Source organism: Gillisella vitis (assembly GCF_001541345.2).
Lineage (GTDB): Bacteria > Pseudomonadota > Alphaproteobacteria > Rhizobiales > Rhizobiaceae > Allorhizobium > Allorhizobium vitis.
On sequence record NZ_LMVL02000002.1, the window covers coordinates 394146 to 412285 of the forward strand.

Genomic DNA, 18140 nt, shown 5'->3' on the forward strand with positions numbered 1-18140 from the left:
CACATCTGAGGGATGAGCACACCGAAAACGTCACCAGAGCCCGCCGATTTTACCCATATCCGTGATTGGGTCTTCGACCTCGACAACACGCTTTATCCGCATCACATCAATCTGTTTGCCCAGATCGATCGCAACATGACCGCCTATGTCGCGGATCTGTTGCAGATGGAGCCCGATGACGCGCGCGTCCTGCAAAAGCGCTACTATCATGAGCATGGTACGACATTGGCAGGCCTGATGGCCCATCACGGCGTCGACCCGAACGATTTCCTGGAAAAGGCCCATGCCATCGATTATTCCGCCCTGTTGCCGGATACGGCGCTGGGAGAAGCGATCAAGGCTCTGCCGGGACGGAAGTTTATTTTCACCAATGGCACGGTGGAGCATGCGGAGGCGGCAGCGAGGGCGCTCGGCATTCTCGATCATTTCGACGACATTTTCGATATCGTTGCTGCGGCCTATCTGCCGAAACCGGCCAGCCAGACCTATGACACATTCACCCGGCTGAAGCAGATCGATGCCGGGCAGGCAGCGATGTTCGAGGATCTGCCGCGCAATCTTGTCGTGCCGAAGGCGCTGGGCATGAAAACCGTGCTGCTCGTGCCGCGCAATCTGGAAGCCGTGGTGCTGGAAAGCTGGGAACGGATGGATAGTGACGAAGGCCATGCGCATGTCGATTACGCGACCGACGATCTGGCTGGCTTCCTTGCCTCTCTTTTGGCAGGTGGAGAGTTTCAGGTTCAGAGTGAGCCAGACAGGCCTTAGAGCATCGGTCCGATGCGCTAGATAGTTATTGAATACAACATTACGAAAAAGTAACCAGCATTACAGAACCTTAAGTGGCCGCCGCAGGGGCGAGTGCCTATCCTCTCGATATTGCAGATCACAGCCTGTCTCAGGCCGACGGTGTTCTGCAACGGTTATACGGCTGCATCGTTTGCTCACAGAACCGATTTCCGGTCTTGAAACGATGTGGCACCGAGGAAAGGAAACTCCATGAGTGCGAAGAAAACGACCATTGCGGCCCTGGCGGCTACCCTGCTGGTCAGCGCGTCATCCGGTGCCGTATTTGCAAAAGACGTTAAGGCTCCACCGCCACCTCCACCACGGCCTGAAGAGATGCGCGACGCCTGCGGTCCCCGTCCGATGATGATGCATGGACCGGCAGCGATGTTCATCTTTGCCCTCCAGCAATTCGACACCAACAAGGATGGCAAGATTTCCAAGGAAGAGGCCAAGGACGCTGAAGACAAGCTGTTCACGGCCATCGATACTGACAAGGACGGCGTTCTGACGCCGGGTGAATTGCGCAAGTTCCATGAAGCACGCATGGAGGCCATGCGTGCCGAGATGCCGAAACCTCCGGCGCCTGAGGGTGCTGCGCCAGCCGATCCGAACGGGCCAAAGCCTGACGAGGCCACGGATAAGGCGACCCCGCCGCCGCCAGGTGGCCCCGGTGCTGAAGACGACGCGATGGGAGCGCCCAATGACGGTATGGCCGATTGCGGTCCGAACCGTCCAGGGCCTGAACGCTGGGCGAAGGAACGCGGTCCGGAGGGCGAGCGAATGGGTGGACCCAAGGGTCCGCATGGCCATCGCCCGATGATGGCGATGGGGCCAATGGGCGGTCCAATGGGTGCGATGCGCCTGCTGGAGAAGGTCGATACCGATGAAAATGGCCAGATCAGCAAGGCCGAAGCCGATGCGGCTCTGGATAAGCTGTTCACCCGTCTGGATACCAATAAGGATGGGTTCATTTCGGCCGATGACTTCCCGAAGGGCCCATCGCTCCTGCCTTGATTGTTTGGCAATGATTACCCGAGCCTGATTGCTTGTGTTTCGATAGCCAAGTGCGGATATGCAAGAGATCTTAAATGAGAAGCGCCGTGCGTCAGGGACGCACGGCGCTTTTTGCTCTACCGATCAGGCAGAAGAGAGCCCGACATCACCGGCGAAAATCAGAATTCCTCCCAATTGTCACGGCTGACGGCGGCATTGCCATGGCTGACCGGAACAGACTGCTGGGCTCTGCGCGGCGCCTGTGCTCTTGGAGCAGGCGCAGGCGAGACCTGTGCTGAGCGTACTGGCTGGGCGACATCGTTTCCGGTTCTAAATTGTGCGAGCAGATCCGAAAGGCGACGGCTTTCCTGATTGAGGCCAGCCCCGGCGGCATTCATTTCTTCCACCATGGCGGCATTCTGCTGAGTGGCCTGGTCCATATGGTTGACGGCGGTATTGACCTCCGCCAGACCGCTGGCCTGTTCCTGGGCTGCCGTCGCAATGGCATCCATATGCTGGTTCATGTCCTCGACCACCTTGGAAATGGTCGTCAGGCCTTCGCCGGTATCGTTGACCAGCTTAACGCCTTCGCTGACAGCCGCTTCCGAATTGCCGATCAGCGACTTGATTTCCTTGGCGGCATTGGCGGAACGTTGCGCCAGTTCGCGCACTTCCTGGGCAACGACCGCAAAGCCCTTGCCTGCTTCACCAGCGCGGGCGGCCTCGACCCCCGCATTCAAGGCCAGAAGGTTGGTCTGGAAGGCGATCTCGTCGATCACGCTGATGATCTGGGTGATCTTGCGCGAGGCATCCTCGATCCTCTCCATGGCGGAGACGGCATTGTTGACCACGGTCGCCGAATGTTCGGCATGCTGGCGGGCATTGCGCACCAGATTTCGCGCTTCACCAGTCCGCTTGGATGTTGCTTGTACGTTGGAAGTGATCTGCTCCAGCGCGGCGGCAGTCTCCTCTAGCGAGGCGGCCTGCTGTTCAGTGCGCTTGGCCAGTGTGTCGGAGGCTTGCGAAATTTCACCGCTGCCATTGGTTACACCCTTGCCGACTTGCCCAACGGCCACGAGCGCGGAACGCAACTGGTTGACCGAGGCATTGAAGTCGTGGCGAAGCGGTTCGAACTGGGCGGCAAACTGCTGATCAATTTCGCAGAGAAGGTCGCAGGAGGCCAGCCGCTTCAGGCCGGCGGCCAGTGCGCCCGTTGCTTCGTTCAGGCGGCGTTCGGCATCTTCCTCGGCGCGGCGCTGGACATCCTTGCGTTCCTGCTCCGCATTGAGCCGGTTCTGTTCGGTTTGTGCTTCCAGCTGAACTTTCGCCAGGGCCGACTGGCGCATGACTTCGACGGCGCCAGCCATTTCCCCGATTTCGTCCTTGCGGTCGGCGTCGGGTACGGTGACATCCAGCTTGCCATCGGCGATATGCAGCATCACCTTTGCCATTCGGGTCACAGGGCGTGATACCCCCAGGATAATCCAGCCGGTCAGGATGCTCATCAACAGCACGCCGAACAGAATGACACCAATGGTGACATAGGAGGACTGCGTATAGGCTGCCTCGGCAGCTGTGCTCGACGCTGCCGCACCGCTATCGTTGAGCTTGATGATTTCACCAAGCGCAATGAAGCTGTCGACCAGCGGCTGACGGGCTGGGGCGATTGCGGCGGTTGCTGCAACCTGATCCTTGGCGGCGACGGCGCTGATGATCTTCTTTTGAAATTCGAGATAGCGGGTCCACTTGGCTTCGAAATCGCCCCACAATTTCTTCTCAGCATCGTTGCGCAGGGTTGCGCGGAAGTCCGCATAGGATTTCGGAATGGATGCATCCATTTCCACGAACTCGTCATCCAGCCCTTTGATCTCGGCTGGATCGACGGCAATGGTCTTGCGGATCGTCGTCGTGTGATAGCGCAACATGGTAAACTGAATGCCATCCAGTTTCGCCATCCGTGGCATCCACACCTGCCGGGTATCGGAGGCTGCTGAAAAGACCACGGACGTCTGCTTGTAGCTGAACAGGCCAAGGAGGATGACAAGCATAAGTGCCGCCCCTGCCATGACCATTAATCGCGTTGAAATCCTCAAACTCATCACTATGCCCCCCAGGCTGGCATCCAATATTTGGTTGCCTGAGGATTGACCCAAATTGATAAATTAAAAATGAAAGTATCGATAATATAAGGCGTAATTTACGCCTTATGATTGTGCCGCAACGAGAGACATATTGTCACTGAAAGCAAAAATGCGATGGGCTGATTTTAAAGCCTCAGCGATCCATCGCCAGACTGAGTAACAGCTTCGGAAAGCCCGGTTACCTGTTGTCCAGATGAGTGACCATCTAGACATGCGCGTTCAGCGTTCATAAACGCACTGTCATTCAGGCGACTAATCATTTTAAAGGAGAAATGGCGCACCCGAAGAGATTCGAACTCCTGACCCCCAGATTCGTAGTCTGGTGCTCTATCCAGCTGAGCTACGGGTGCGTCTGACGCCGTCGTTTCCGTTGGCGTGCCGATCCTCTAAAGCGAGACGTGTTTGATTGCAAGCAGAATCGGTAAAAAAATCCGGTTTGATTTCCAGTTTGTCTCTAACGGTCTGAAGAAATTTGTCTTTTCGCCGTCATTCTTGAAGCCGGCTTCATTATGCCCGAAGCCGGAAGGTGTCGAGCGCCACCGGCCTGTCTGGAATTTCGATCCGGAACTGTGTGCCAGAGGATGGTTTTTCCATAAGCGCGATCGTTCCCCCATGCGCCAGCACGATTTCGCGGGCGATGGCGAGGCCGAGGCCTGTGCCGCCAGATCTTGCCGAGCCGCGAAACGGTGTGAACAGGTTTTCGCGCGCTTTGCGCGGCAGGCCGGGGCCGTTGTCGTCAACGGTGATTGCAACGACGCTGCCGATGCGGTGAGCCGATAGCAAGATGCGGGGTGTTGCGGTAGTCATTTCCGTCATGGCGGATGAAAGCGCCTGGGCGGCATTGCGGCAGAGATTATGAATGACACGGAACAATTGTTCGCTGTCGGCGTCGATTTCTATGTCAGGTGAAATCTGATCGACAAAGTCGATGCCCTTGTCCAGAGCAAGAATATCCTGAACTTCCTGGCTGAGCGTGGAGAGCACAAACCTGCGCCGGCGTGGCTCGGCTTCCGAAGCCTGTCCATAGGCCAGCACTTCACTCGTATAGCCCACGGCACGGTCGATCGTGCGCACCAGTTTAGGCGCAAAGCTCTTCACCATCGGATCGTCGACATCCACCAACCGGTCGGACATCAACTGGGCAGAGGCAAGGATATTGCGCATGTCATGATTGATCTTGGAAACGGCAAGGCCGAGATCGGCCAGGCTTTTCTGCTGCCTCAGGGTCTTTTGCAGATCCTCCTGCATCGTGGCCAGATGGCGGGCGACAAAGGCCAATTCGTCGCGACCGTTGACCACTTCCATGACCCTATCAGGATTTTCCGGGTCGCTGGCAAATCCCTGTATATTGCGGCTCAGCCGACGAATCGGATTGATGAGCATCCGGTTCAGCGTCACGAACAGCAGGAGGCCGGTGATCACCGAAATGATCAACGACACGACGGCAATGCGCGTTGCATAGGCCAATAATCCGCGGTGAAGAGGCGCATCGGACATCACCACTTCCACCCGCATCGACGTATCGCCGATCGGGCCGGAAACGCTGATCAGCCTATTGCCGCCGAATAACAGGGTGTCGACTGCGTCCTTGATGGCCGTCAATGTCCCCACATCGGAAATGTCATATTGACCATCCACTTCCTGTGGCATGTCCGCCATGGCCAGCAGCCGCGTCGTGCCATCCTTGGTGAGCGCAATCGCCTTGGTCCCGGTAGCAAGCAGGGTGTCGGCCTGGACGTCCTTGGGTAGTTCAGGAGACTGTAGTCCATCGATCACCACTGCGGCGGCGGCTGCCTTGTTGATATGGTTTTTCAGCCAATTGAGGCGCATCGTGGCAATCGACGGCGCGAAAATCAGCACCTGCGCCGCAAGGACGAAAACGACGGTCAATACCAGCAGCTTGCCGGAAAGGCCGCGCAACCGGCTGGGCATCGACGCTGCCTGCGCCTGCTTTGCGTCCTGTGCCTTTCGCCTGCCCATCGACTAGCCTCATTTTGCCGGGTGGTACTTTGGTTTTCTGTACCATTTGCCAGCTGTGCCGCATCATGTCGACCACAGCATACCATGCCTCGTGCATCCGGTAAAATGCGGTGCAGCAAAGATTTTGGCTCCAGCGCGATACATCAAATATGGTGAATCAGGCTCGGTGTAGCTTTTTTATGCGTGGGATGATTGATGGGTCTGACAGGGGTATGCTTGAATGGCGACAAGCGAAAAAAACGCCTGGTTCCGGTGGATTTTGCCAGAGTTCTGAGCCCGGGAAAGCCCTGGCAAGATTGACTCTCGCCTCTATCCTCCGTATAAGCCGCGCGGCTTGCATAGGTTTCCCGTTCTGCGGGCCCGTAATGCTTGCCTTAATCCTAACGCTCTTGCAATTCGTTGCAAACCCAAGAAGGGCCGCACACCGCGGTATTTAAAAAAATGAAGCGTACCTATCAACCGTCCAAGCTCGTTCGCGCACGTCGTCACGGCTTTCGCGCTCGCATGGCAACCAAGGGTGGCCGTAAGGTTCTGTGTGCTCGTCGCGCTCGCGGCCGCGCACGTCTTTCGGCTTAAGGCCGGGTTGGCCCGATGAAAGCGCCGGGCTTATGACGTCACTTAAGACATCCAAAACTGTCGGGCGGCTGAAAAGCCGCCCGCAGTTTCTTGCTGTTCGCGCCGGCGAAAAGCGCAAGGGGCGCTACATCCTCCTCGAAGTGCTGGATCGGGCCGAACCCGATACGCCACCGCGCGTCGGTTTCACCGTCACGAAAAAGCATGGCAATGCTGTCGAGCGCAATCGTATGCGACGCCGGTTAAAAGAAGCTGTGCGGACTGGCGCGGGCTTTGCAATGCAGCCCGGACATGACTATGTGATCGTTGCGCGACGCGACGTGCTTGCGGCTCCTTTTGGCGAGCTTCAGAACGTGTTGCAGCGCCGTATTCAAGAAAAATCCAATGTTCGGCGTCAAGATACGGCCCGTTCCAGGAAAGTATGATGGAAAACAACCGCAATTATCTCATCGCGATTGCACTGTCGGTGATGGTCGTCCTGGGCTGGCAGTTCTTCTACATGAACCCGCGGATCGAGGCGCAAAGACAGGCTGAACAGGCCCAGCAGGCCCAACAGGCAAAGACACCGGCCGCTCAGGCAACGCCGGGCGCGGCCGTCAATGGTGCCCTGCCGGGTCAGACCCAGGCCAGCGCCACGACCAGCCGCGAAGACGCTGTCGCCAAGTCTGCTCGGGTTGAAATCAATACCGAAGCGCTGTCCGGCTCCATCAATCTCACGGGTGCACGGCTCGACGATCTTCGCCTGAAGGGCTATCACGAGACCGTCGACAAGACGAGCCCGATCATTACCCTGCTCAATCCGGCTGATACCAAGGACGGCTATTTCGCCGAAATCGGCTTTATCGGCGGCGAGAAATCCGGCAGCGTTCCAGGGCCATCGACGGTCTGGACGGTCAAGGATGGCCAGACGCTGACCGAAACCACCCCGGTGACGCTGACCTATACCAATGACGCTGGTCTGACGTTCAGCCGGAAGATTTCGGTCGACAAACATTACATGTTCACGATCGAAGACACGGTTGCCAATGCCGGGGGCGCTGACATCAGCCTCGCCCCCTATGGCCGTGTTACCCGCTACAACAAGCCCGCCGTTGCCTCTACCTATGTGCTGCATGAGGGCTTCATCGGCGTGATGGGTTCGGGCGATGGTAAGTTTGCCTCGGTCGAAGCAAAATATGCGGCTATTGAAAAAGAAAACGAGACCAATGCCAAGGCAACCGGTGGCTGGCTCGGGATTACCGATAAATATTGGGCCGCGACCCTCGTGCCGCCCCAGTCATTGGCCTATGATTCCCGGTTCTCCCATTTTACCGATGGCCAGGCTCGCTTCCAGGCGGATTACAAGAACGATCCGGTGACGATTGCACCGGGCCAATCGACCACGCTGAAGACGCTGCTGTTTGCCGGCGCCAAGGAAGTGCCGGTCGTTGATGGCTATGCGCTCGACAAGTCCTGGTTCGGACAGGCGTTTACCAATCTGTTTGCCGGTGCCAAAGACACGGTGCAGCAATATGACATTCCACGCTTCGATCTTTTGATCGATTGGGGTTGGTTCTATTTCCTCACCAAGCCGATGTTCAAACTGATGGACTTCTTCTTCCGTCAGGTTGGCAATTTCGGCGTGGCTATCCTGCTGACAACGATTGTCGTCAAGCTGTTGTTCTTCCCGCTGGCCAGCAAGCAATATGCGTCCATGGCCAATATGAAGCGCATGCAGCCGAAGATGGAAGAGTTGAAGGCCAAGCACGGCGATGACCGTATGGCCCTGCAACAGGCGATGATGGAGCTCTACAAGACCGAGAAGATCAATCCGGTCGCTGGTTGCTGGCCGCTGCTGTTACAGATCCCGGTGTTTTTCGCGCTCTACAAAGTGATTTATATCACTATTGAAATGCGCCACGCGCCGTTCTTTGGCTGGATTCATGACTTGTCGGCTCCAGATCCAACCAGCTTTGTCAACCTGTTCGGCCTGCTGCCGTTCGAGTCGCCCGCCATGCTCCATCTCGGCATCTGGCCGATCATCATGGGCATCACCATGTTCGTGCAGATGCGTATGAACCCGACGCCGCCGGACCCGACCCAGGCCATGCTGTTCAACTGGATGCCGCTGGTCTTCACCTTCATGCTCGGGTCTTTCCCGGCTGGTCTGGTGATTTACTGGGCATGGAACAATACCCTGTCGGTCTTGCAGCAATCGATCATCATGAAACGTCACGGTGTGAAGATCGAACTGTTTGATAATCTCAAGGGGCTTTTCCAGCGAAAATCCGCTAAGACGAAATAATCAGGCCAGATGACAGCAAAGCCCCGGCCTCGCGCCGGGGTTTTTGTTTGATCGGTGGATCAGGATCTGCCGCAGGAGAGAAGACGATGACTGTAACAAAGGCAACGAGCGACCAGCCGCTGTTCGGCCGGCCATGGATTTTTATCCGCGGCGTGCCATCGATGAAATTTCTGCCGCCGGAAGGCCCGCTGGAGATTGCCTTCGCGGGGCGCTCCAATGTGGGGAAATCATCGCTGATCAACGCGCTCGTCGGCCAGAAGGGGCTGGCGCGCACGTCGAACACGCCTGGCCGAACCCAGGAGTTGAACTATTTCGTTCCCGAGGGCTATAGCGGCGAGGGCGATGACCTGCCGCCGATGGCGCTGGTCGACATGCCGGGCTATGGCTATGCCAAGGCGCCCAAAGACCATGTGGATGCGTGGACCAAGCTGGTCTTCGACTATCTGCGCGGACGGGCGACGTTGAAGCGGGTCTATCTGCTGATCGACAGTCGCCATGGCATCAAGAAAAATGATGAGGATGTGCTGACCTTGCTCGACAAGGCGGCGATGTCCTACCAGATCGTGCTGACCAAGACCGATAAGATCAAGGAGGCGGGCGTGCCGCGCCTGGTCGAGGAAACGCTCGAGAAAATCCGCAAGCGTCCGGCGGCCTATCCCTTCGTCCTATCGACGTCCTCGGAAAAGGACAACGGATTGAAAGAATTGCGTGCGGCGATTTGCGAAGCCGTCGGGCATTTCGGCTGATGTCATGAGCCTCCCGGCCTTGGCGTAACCGCCGGGCTTGCGGGTGGAGGCTTTGTCTTCTTGTATTTGGCTGGCGAAATGGCAAAAAAAGCCCGGCGGTAGGTGGCACTCTACCGCCGGGCACTGCCGAAACTGCCAGTCTTTACCAGAAAATTGGCCCGCCAGCCGCTCTTCCAGGTCGGACTGTGAGGGGGTTACATCTTCGGCAGCAAGACCTTGTCGATGACGTGGATAACGCCATTCGACTGTTTCACATCGGCGATGGTTACATGGGCAACGCCACCGGTCTCATCCGTCAGGGTGATCTTGCCCTTGGATTCCTTGGCCTTCAGCACGCAGCCGCCAACCGTCTTGACGTCATGCTCGCCACCATCGTCCTTGATCATTTTTTCGATGGCCGTGGACATCGCATCAGCGGCAACCACGTGGCATGTCAGCACCTTCGTCAACTTTTCCTTGTTTTCCGGCTTCAACAGGGTTTCCACCGTGCCCTTCGGCAATTTGTCAAAGGCTTCGTTGGTGGGCGCAAAGACCGTGAAGGGGCCTTTGCCCTCCAGTGTTTCGACCAAGCCAGCCGCCTTGACCGCGGCGACAAGGGTCGTGTGATCCTTGGAATTCACGGCATTTTCAACGATATTCTTGTTTTCATACATGGCGGCGCCACCGACCATCGGGTTCTTGGCAAAGGCCACGGCGCTTCCGGCCGCAATGATGGAAACGGCGGCCAGCAGGCGAAGGGTGGTCTTGGTCATGGGTCTAGGTCCTCTTCCCGGTTGATTATGTCTTTGGCTCGCATGGCCGCTGGCCGGATCGGCCAGAAACCATGCAGCAGATTGAAAACCGTTACAGCAGCCTTGGATGGCGTCGTCAGACGCAGGCCGTTATAACGTCCCCGCGCAATGGCGGGGACAATGGTAAAGACGGAGGTTCGGGAAAAAGAGTTTCAGGGTCTGCGCAGAAAAGTAAAAATGACTTTTAATATTTTGATTTTAAAACGCTATTTCTCTTAAGGAATATGAGTTTTGCCGGAAGCGATCACCGGTCCCGTGGCAGTTCCCGTCGGCGAGCCGCCGAAAGGCTCGATGCTGACGGCGAGCGTGACGCCATCCTTCAGACGCGGACGCATGCTGTAGGGAACCAGGAATTCACCCTCGCCCGATTGCGGGAGCACGCCAAGCGAGCGTGGTGGCTTATTCGCCTCGACCATCCATAATTCCAGCGATTTCTGGCCCTCGGCACGCGACGCGACCGGCGTAACGCGCAGCCGTCCGCTTTGCCGGTCATAGCTGGCAACCAGCGACAAATCTGCATTTTGAGTTTCCAGATCCGCCACCAGCGGACGCGCAGCGTAGCGGCTTTCCCACATGCCAAGCTCGACGCCGACCAGGCTGGCGACTGCGATCAGACTGGTTAACGACAGGCCACGCCAGAAGGGGACGGAATGCCAAAGTCTCACCCAGGGACCAGCCTGGCCGGTGCTCCGGTCGGTAAACAACTGGGCTTCCAACTTCTGGAAACTTTCCGGCCGTGGCAATTCCACGCCATAATCGTCATTGAACTGTGAAAGGTTTTCCTCCCAGCGCTGGACGATGGCGGCGAAGGGCCTATCCCGCTTCAGCCGAGCTTCTACCTCAACGCGGCCTTTGGCCGAAAGCACGCCCAGCACATATTCCCCCGCCAGAACCTCGTCTCTGGAGCGGTCCCCCTTGCTCTGATCCGGTGTCGTCATCTTTCCAAGCACTCTCTCAATGCCAAAAGGCTGCGTCGCAGCCATGTCCTCATCGTGTTCAACGGTACATTGAACTGCTCCGCCAACTCCTGATAGCTAAGCCCCTCCACATAGGCCTGCCGCACAGCGGCGGCGCGATCAGCTTCCAACGCTTCCATGCAGCTGTCAATCCGCTTTCCTTCACTGCGTATGCTGGCGGCCTGTTCCGGGTCTGGTGCGCTGTCGGCAACATGCCAGGCCTCATCCAGTTCTTCGGCAACCGGCGTCCTCATGCGCAGACGGTCGATGCAATGGTAACGGGCGATCGTTCCAAGCCAGCCCATGGCGTTACGACCCGTGGCAGCAAAGCTTTGAGCCCTCTGCCAGATTTTTACGAAGATTTCCTGCATCGCGTCTTCCGCCTCGCCCCTGTCTTTGAGCAGACGGAGGCAGATGCCAAAAAGTTTCGGGCTGGTGCGCCGATAGAGCTCCGACAGGGCCATCCGATCCCTGAGTGCTATTTTGCCCAGCAATATCCCGATCTCATCGCTCATCCATGCATCCACTTCGCGTAATGGTTCAGGAATAGCTGCGCCCATTGCAGTTTCCCCGTATCATTTCGATCAACAGTGCCGTCTGGATTATTCCATCTGCCGTATTCTTGAGGTAAAAGGCGCCGAACCAACTGAAGGGATCCTCAATGAGCGCCTCCGAAAGCCAGACCCAGGCCCGCCTTCTTGCGCAGGCGCTGCCCTTCATGCAGCGCTATGAAAACAAGACGATTGTCGTGAAATATGGTGGCCATGCCATGGGCGACGCCGAATTGGGCCGGGCTTTTGCCGCCGATATCGCGCTGCTGAAACAGTCCGGCGTCAATCCGATTGTCGTGCATGGCGGTGGCCCGCAGATCGGCGCGATGCTGACCAAGATGGGGATCGAATCGAAATTCGAGGGCGGCCTGCGCGTCACCGATCAGAAAACCGTCGAAATTGTCGAAATGGTCCTGGCCGGATCGATCAACAAGGAAATCGTCGCGCTGATCAACCAGACCGGCGAATGGGCGATCGGGCTCTGCGGCAAGGACGGCAACATGGTATTTGCCGAAAAAGCCAAGAAAACCGTGATTGATCCGGATTCCCATATCGAGCGCGTTCTGGACCTTGGTTTTGTCGGTGAAGTGGTCGAGGTCGACCGCACGCTTCTCGATCTCCTGGCGAAGTCGGAAATGATCCCGGTCATCGCCCCTGTCGCCCCTGGTCGGGACGGCCATACCTATAATATCAATGCCGATACCTTTGCCGGCGCCATTGCCGGGGCGCTCAGAGCCGACCGCCTGCTGTTTCTGACCGATGTCCCCGGCGTATTGGACAAGAATGGCGAACTGTTCAAGGAATTGTCAGTGGCCCAGGCCCGCGCACTGATCAAGGATGGCACGATTTCAGGCGGCATGATCCCCAAGGTCGAAACCTGCATCGATGCGATCAATGCTGGTGTACATGGCGTTGTCATCCTGAACGGCAAGACGGCGCATTCCGTGCTGTTGGAAATCTTCACGGAACATGGCGCGGGCACGCTGATCGTGCCCTGAAGCTATGCAGTCAGGCCTTCGGCGCCGCGCTGAAGTAAGCACGGCGCCGATCCGGCATCAGAGTCTTTCCGTGACGGCGTCTGCCAGCGGAATAGCGGGCTGCGCACCAGCTTTCAGACAGGCCAGCGATCCGGCGACGGCAGCGCGGTGTAGCGCCTCCTCGAAGGCAAGACCCGCGTCGAGACCAGCGGCCAGATAGCCGCAGAACGTATCCCCGGCACCGACCGTATCGACCGGCTCAATGGTTAGTCCGGATGCGCGCTCAATCTTGCCATCGCGGATGGCGATGACGCCTTCGGCCCCAAGCGTTACGATCAGGATTTGGCCGGTTTCGCTGTGTAGGCGGACAAGGGCGGCCTCGCGTTCAGCAGATCCCATATTTGTCTCTCCGGCCAGCCGCTCGAACTCTGTTTCATTGGCGATGACGATATCGGCCATTCGTCCCAGGCGCGCGGCCTCATCCGTCAGTGGCGCAATATTGAGGATGGTGCGGATTCCGGCGGCCTTGGCCTCATGCAGGGCGGTTTCCACGGCAGCGGCGGGAATTTCGAGCTGGAGCACCAGACTGTCATTGCGGGTCATGGTCTTGATTGCGGCGCTTGCATCGGCGCTGGTCAGGCTGCCATTGGCGCCGGGAACGACCGCAATCATGTTTTCGCCGTCACCGCCGACGAGAATGAGTGCGGTTCCGGTTGCTTCCGCTACAGTCTTGACGCTGTCGAGATCTGTTCCGCTTTCCTCCAGAAGTGCCAGTGCAGGGGCGGCGAACCCGTCCTTGCCGACCGCACCGGCCATCCGCACTGGCGCGCCTGCGCGGCGCGCGGCAAGCGCCTGATTGGCACCCTTGCCGCCGGCTGCGGTGGCAAAACCATTGCCAGCCACCGTCTCACCTGGCTTGGGCAGGCGGCTTGTGGTCGCAATGAGATCCATATTGATGGAGCCGAAAACGGTAATCATGGGCGCACTCCTGACGATGCTGCTTGAACGATGCGGGCCTGAAGGAAACCGGTCCGACTGATTCGGGCACTGTTTTGCGGCAGTGATCAGTCTTCGTCAACAAGGCGCAGCTTGAGAAGACCCGTCCGACTCTCGACGCTAGCATCTGATTGCGGTGCTAGCTTTGCCACCGGGTCCGGCGCGGCGGTAAAATCCATTGCCTCAATCTTGGCACTGCGCCGATTGAGCTTATCGGTCGAGGTCAGGATCATCTCGACATCTTTCTGGGCGGCCAGGAAATGGCTTTGCAGCTTACGTGTCCGCTCGTCGAGCCGCCCGAGGTCCTCCATGAGATGGATAACCTCGCCCTGGATCAGGTGGGCCTGTTCACGCATCCGCTGATCCTTCAGCACGGCCTGGATGACCTGGATCGACAGCATCAGCAGGGAGGGTGAAACGATCACCACCCGCAGCTTATGGGCGCGCTGGACGATCCCCTCGAAATTCTCGTGGATCTCCGCAAAGATCGATTCGGATGGGACAAACAGGAAAGCGGTATCCTGCGTTTCCCCGTGCATCAGATATTTCTCGGAAATATCCTTGAGATGCACCTCCATGTCGCGTCGAAACTGCTGGCCTGCCAGCTTTTTCTGTTCCGGCGTCGTCCCATCGCGGATGGCGTTCCAGGCTTCGAGCGGAAATTTGGCGTCGATCACCAGCGGTGGCTGGCCGTTCGGCATCCGGATGGTGCAGTCGGGTCTTGATCCGTTGGAAAGCGTATCCTGAAAGGCATAGGCACCCATCGGAAGACCATCGGCAATAATGGTTTCCATCCGGGCCTGACCGAAGGCGCCGCGCGTCTGCTTGTTGGACAAAATGGCCTGCAAGCCGACCACATCCTTTGCCAGCGACTGGATGTTGTTTTGCGCAGCATCAATCACCGCCAGCCGTTCCTGCAGGATACGCAGATTGTCATGGGTGGATTTCGTCTGTTCGGTAATCGTGCTTCCCAAGCGATGGGTCATGCCGTCCAGTCGCTCGTTGATGCTGCGGTTGAATTCCGATTGGCGGGCGCCGAACAGATCCGCCATGGTTGCAAGCCGGCCCTGCATTTCGGCTTGCGCCTGCATGAGCGCTTCCAGACGGCGATCCTCGCTTGCCTGCCGCTCGGCGGCAATCGCGGCTTCGAGGTCGAAATCATCCTTTTTCCGAAGTTTTAAACGCAGACGCAGCCAGAGGGCAGCGAGCACAGTCACGGCCAGGATCAGCGCCAAGGCACCGAAACTAAACTGGTTTTCACCATAGGAGAATGCGGGTCTGCTGAGGGCGGAAAGCAATTGGTTCATAGGCGCAATCTAGCAGGTCTATTGACGAAGACTAGATCAAATCATGAACAAATTCTGTGATTCCTGCCAGTTTTTCGGAAAGGACATCGGCAGGAATTCTATCAAATATTAAGAAATCGAAATGACTGGAGGTGTCAGGCCTTCATTGATGAGAGTGAGCAAGCCTTCCCCAGCCCGTTAACGCCAGCGGTTTCGCCTGTTTCAGATGCCCCCAAGTAAGGGCAGGGCTGCCAGCCATCGCCCATCTTGCCGTCTCCATTTCATCTTCTCGATTCGCCGGGCGCGCAGCTGCATGGCCAAGCGTTCTCCAAGGTCGTTTCAACCCACGTGAATTCGCGGCTGAATTTAAAATATGGAAATAAAATCAAATTGATAGAAAAGCCGCAAGCCTCGCACAAGTTTTTATAGACATCAATTCGCTACGACAACAATTATACAGAAAGACCGTTATATGTCTCTTGCATCTGCAATGAACTCATCGGTATCAGGGCTGACGGCGCAGTCCAATAAACTCACCTCCATCGGGGATAATATTTCCAATACGAGCACGACCGGCTACAAAGGCACGGAGACTGCTTTTTCGAGTTTGGTGAATGGCGGAACGACGTCGACGACCACCCAAACAGTGAGCCAGTCGGGCGATCTGGAATCGACCTCGTCGGAGACGGATCTTGCGATCGACGGTGACGGATATTTCGTTGTCCAGAACGATGAGGGTGATGTTTTCCTGACCCGGCAGGGAGACTTCGAAATCGACGAGGATGGTTACCTTGTGAACTCATCCGGTTACACGTTGCTGGGCTATTCCTATGACAATGGCGAACCGGCTTCTGTCATCAATGGTTTCGACGGTCTTGAACCGGTGAAAATCGACACCAACGAAGTCACGGCGTCGGCCACGACCACCGGCGAAGTCAGCGGCAATCTGGAAAGCGATGCAGAAATAGTTTCTGGGGATACACCGTCTTCGAACTCGGCGGATGCCACCTACACGGCGAAGTCTTCGATCGTCACTTATGACGAGCAGGGTGCCTCCACCCAATACGACATCTATTTCACCAAGACCGATGACGATGAGTGGGAGGTTTCGATCTACCGCAATGACGAGGCTAATGACGATGATGACGGAACCAGCTTCCCCTATGATAATGGTGAGCTAGGCTCGACAACATTGACCTTCGATAGCGCAGGGGACTTGGAAGACGGCAGCACGAGCACCCTGTCCTTCACCGATTCCGAGACAGGCCTTACGATTGATCTGGATTTTTCGGATATCACTCAGACGGCCACCTCCACCAGCATATCGGGTAGCGCAAACGGCAGTGCTGCCAGCAGCTCGTCCGACTACACGATCGGCAGCGATGGCGTTATCAGTACCGTCTCTTCCGACGGAACCACGACAGATACCTATAAGATCGCTCTGGCGACCGTCGCCAGCCCTGACAACCTTGAGGAAGTCGACGGCACTGCCTATCAGGTGGATGCAGATTCCGGTACCGTCGTCGTCGGCTTTGCCGGCACAGGCAGCTTCGGCACGATCGAATCCAGCACGCTGGAAAGTTCAAACGTCGACCTTGCGTCTGAACTGTCGGACATGATCGCCGCCCAGCGCGCCTATAGCGCTAACTCCAAGGTGTTCCAGACGGCAGCCGACATGCTCGACACCGTCATCAACATGGTCCGGTAACGGATCGCAGATCTATCGGCTGTCATCTCTCTGAGCTCATGGAAAGATTATGCAGCAGATATAAAGCGTTACAGCGTCGTCGCCCTATATGGCGCATGGCGCTGCAAGGGGAGCAAAGGGAAGGCCCATTCCTTTACCAGCGCGCCACGCTTGATCGCCATCGCTCATTCCGATGGCGAGTCCCGGAAAACCTGCCGTGTGCCCGCACGGCAGGTTTTTCATTTTTGCCGGATCGGCCATCCCATACGATCACACGGTTTCAGCCATTTCGATTTCATACCGCTGGGCGATAATATCCCAGGCCTCGTCAGCGGTTTCGACAAAGCTCAACAGCTTGACATCGTCGGGCGCAATCGTTCCGAATTCCGCCAGGCTGTCGAAATCAATAATCCTGTGCCAGAACTCCCGCCCGAACAGGATGAGCGGGATTGGCGCCATGCGCTTGGTCTGGATCAGCGTCACCGCCTCGAACATTTCGTCCAGCGTGCCGAAGCCGCCGGGAAAGACGACGATTGCCTTGGCCCGCATCAAAAAATGCATCTTGCGGATAGCGAAATAGTGAAAGTTGAAGGACAGATCCGGCGTCACGAACGCATTGGGCGCCTGCTCATGCGGCAACACGATATTCAAGCCGATCGACGGCGCGCCAACGTCGGCGGCGCCGCGATTTCCCGCTTCCATCACGCCTGGCCCGCCGCCGGTGACGATCACATATTCCTGATAGTCGAACCGTGCCGCGTATTGGCTGCATTGCCGGGCAAAGGCGCGGGCCTCGTCATAAAATACCGATGCGGCTTCGAGATTGCGCCGCTGTATGTCGTTGCGCGCCGCCCAGGCGGATTGGCCGGGTGCCGGAATGCGCGCACCGCCGAACATCACCACGGTGGACTTGATGCCCCGTTCGGAGAGCACCATTTCGGTTTTCAGCAATTCCAGTTGCAAACGCACCGGGCGCAATTCTTCCCGGCACAGAAAATCGTCATCGGCATAGGCGAGACGATAGGAAGGCGACAAGGTTTGCGGCGTCTGCGGAACGATCCTGGCATTCCGGCGGTCCGTCTGGTTATCCTTCAGCGGCGCCCAGCTGCCATCCGTCTTTCGCCGTTTTCCATTGCGCATCTTCGCCATCTTCGCACCTTTCATCTCTTGCCGTACTACTGCATGATCCCGTCAATCGAGTGGGATTTATGACGGCGGCGCCGCTTTCTGCCGACGGACTTCTCGCATCTATGTGGTGATCAAAGCTGCGGCACCGCCTTGGAAAACATGCGCGCGAAAGGACGCTGAATGGTTCCCAAGGGCAAGCCAATGCGTTAGAGGAAATCACCAGTTTATCAACGCAGGACCGATGGCATCGGGACTTGACGTTAGC

At 57.3% G+C, this 18140-nt stretch carries 16 protein-coding genes and 1 tRNA gene; 8 read left to right on the forward strand and 9 right to left on the reverse strand.

Annotated elements, in window-relative coordinates:
• Positions 1–12 precede the first annotated feature (12 nt).
• Together ASB66_RS06725 and ASB66_RS06730 are read left to right on the forward strand one after the other, a co-directional pair.
• Positions 13–765 (forward strand): pyrimidine 5'-nucleotidase, encoded by a 753-nt coding sequence (locus ASB66_RS06725; RefSeq protein WP_060719621.1) that lies wholly within the window; start codon positions 13–15, stop codon positions 763–765.
• A gap of 231 nt (positions 766–996) precedes the next feature.
• The gene (locus tag ASB66_RS06730) at positions 997–1800 is read left to right on the forward strand and encodes an EF-hand domain-containing protein (protein WP_060719620.1); all 804 of its coding nucleotides are present in this window, start codon (positions 997–999) and stop codon (positions 1798–1800) included.
• A gap of 158 nt (positions 1801–1958) precedes the next feature.
• On the opposite strand, the gene ASB66_RS06735 is transcribed toward ASB66_RS06730, so the two are convergent.
• From ASB66_RS06735 to ASB66_RS06745, 3 genes are all read right to left on the reverse strand, one after another.
• The gene (locus ASB66_RS06735; RefSeq protein ID WP_081089159.1) at positions 1959–3878 is read right to left on the reverse strand and encodes a HAMP domain-containing methyl-accepting chemotaxis protein; all 1920 of its coding nucleotides are present in this window, start codon (positions 3876–3878) and stop codon (positions 1959–1961) included.
• Between the two features lie 315 nt (positions 3879–4193).
• Positions 4194–4270: transfer RNA gene (locus ASB66_RS06740), tRNA-Arg, on the reverse strand.
• Positions 4271–4427: 157 nt separating this feature from the next.
• Positions 4428–5900 carry an ATP-binding protein gene (locus ASB66_RS06745; RefSeq protein ID WP_411910092.1) on the reverse strand — a complete coding sequence of 491 codons (1473 nt, stop codon included), beginning with the start codon at positions 5898–5900 and terminating at the stop codon, positions 4428–4430.
• A 441-nt stretch (positions 5901–6341) separates the two neighbouring features.
• On the opposite strand from ASB66_RS06745, the gene rpmH reads away from it, so the two are divergent.
• From rpmH to yihA, 4 genes are all read left to right on the forward strand, one after another.
• Entirely contained in the window at positions 6342–6476 is a 135-nt protein-coding gene (rpmH, locus tag ASB66_RS06750) for a 50S ribosomal protein L34 (protein ID WP_080516945.1), read from the forward strand.
• A 32-nt stretch (positions 6477–6508) separates the two neighbouring features.
• Complete coding sequence (gene rnpA / locus ASB66_RS06755; RefSeq protein WP_060719618.1) at positions 6509–6898, forward strand: ribonuclease P protein component; 390 nt, start codon at positions 6509–6511, stop codon at positions 6896–6898.
• Positions 6898–8757 carry a membrane protein insertase YidC gene (yidC, locus tag ASB66_RS06760; RefSeq protein WP_060719617.1) on the forward strand — a complete coding sequence of 620 codons (1860 nt, stop codon included), beginning with the start codon at positions 6898–6900 and terminating at the stop codon, positions 8755–8757. The genes rnpA and yidC overlap by 1 nt, the downstream gene beginning before the upstream one ends.
• An 86-nt stretch (positions 8758–8843) precedes the next feature.
• A complete protein-coding gene (gene yihA / locus ASB66_RS06765; protein ID WP_060719616.1) occupies positions 8844–9503 on the forward strand; it encodes a ribosome biogenesis GTP-binding protein YihA/YsxC in 660 nt (219 codons plus the stop codon).
• Between the two features lie 194 nt (positions 9504–9697).
• Here yihA and ASB66_RS06770 read toward each other — a convergent pair whose 3' ends face one another.
• The 3 genes from ASB66_RS06770 to ASB66_RS06780 form a co-directional block, all read right to left on the reverse strand.
• The gene (locus ASB66_RS06770) at positions 9698–10255 is read right to left on the reverse strand and encodes a fasciclin domain-containing protein (RefSeq protein ID WP_015914750.1); all 558 of its coding nucleotides are present in this window, start codon (positions 10253–10255) and stop codon (positions 9698–9700) included.
• Positions 10256–10509: 254 nt separating this feature from the next.
• Positions 10510–11232 carry an anti-sigma factor gene (locus ASB66_RS06775; protein ID WP_060719615.1) on the reverse strand — a complete coding sequence of 241 codons (723 nt, stop codon included), beginning with the start codon at positions 11230–11232 and terminating at the stop codon, positions 10510–10512.
• Entirely contained in the window at positions 11229–11810 is a 582-nt protein-coding gene (locus tag ASB66_RS06780; protein ID WP_114386330.1) for a sigma-70 family RNA polymerase sigma factor, read from the reverse strand. Before ASB66_RS06780 ends, ASB66_RS06775 begins: the two co-directional genes overlap by 4 nt.
• Before the next feature lie 101 nt (positions 11811–11911).
• Here ASB66_RS06780 and argB point away from each other — a divergent pair, with 101 nt between their 5' ends.
• Positions 11912–12799, forward strand: a complete 888-nt coding sequence (gene argB, locus ASB66_RS06785) for an acetylglutamate kinase (RefSeq protein WP_015914753.1) — start codon at positions 11912–11914, stop codon at positions 12797–12799.
• 57 nt (positions 12800–12856) lie between these two features.
• On the opposite strand, the gene ASB66_RS06790 is transcribed toward argB, so the two are convergent.
• Together ASB66_RS06790 and ASB66_RS06795 are read right to left on the reverse strand one after the other, a co-directional pair.
• Positions 12857–13756: a ribokinase gene (locus ASB66_RS06790; RefSeq protein ID WP_060719614.1), complete on the reverse strand. Its 900-nt coding sequence runs from the start codon at positions 13754–13756 to the stop codon at positions 12857–12859.
• An 86-nt stretch (positions 13757–13842) separates the two neighbouring features.
• Entirely contained in the window at positions 13843–15081 is a 1239-nt protein-coding gene (locus ASB66_RS06795; RefSeq protein ID WP_114386332.1) for a DNA recombination protein RmuC, read from the reverse strand.
• Between the two features lie 451 nt (positions 15082–15532).
• Between ASB66_RS06795 and ASB66_RS06800 the strand changes: the two genes are divergently transcribed.
• Complete coding sequence (locus tag ASB66_RS06800; RefSeq protein ID WP_070151494.1) at positions 15533–16768, forward strand: flagellar hook protein FlgE; 1236 nt, start codon at positions 15533–15535, stop codon at positions 16766–16768.
• Positions 16769–17017: 249 nt separating this feature from the next.
• Here ASB66_RS06800 and ASB66_RS06805 read toward each other — a convergent pair whose 3' ends face one another.
• Positions 17018–17896, reverse strand: a complete 879-nt coding sequence (locus ASB66_RS06805) for an LOG family protein (protein ID WP_060719753.1) — start codon at positions 17894–17896, stop codon at positions 17018–17020.
• Positions 17897–18140 lie beyond the last annotated feature (244 nt).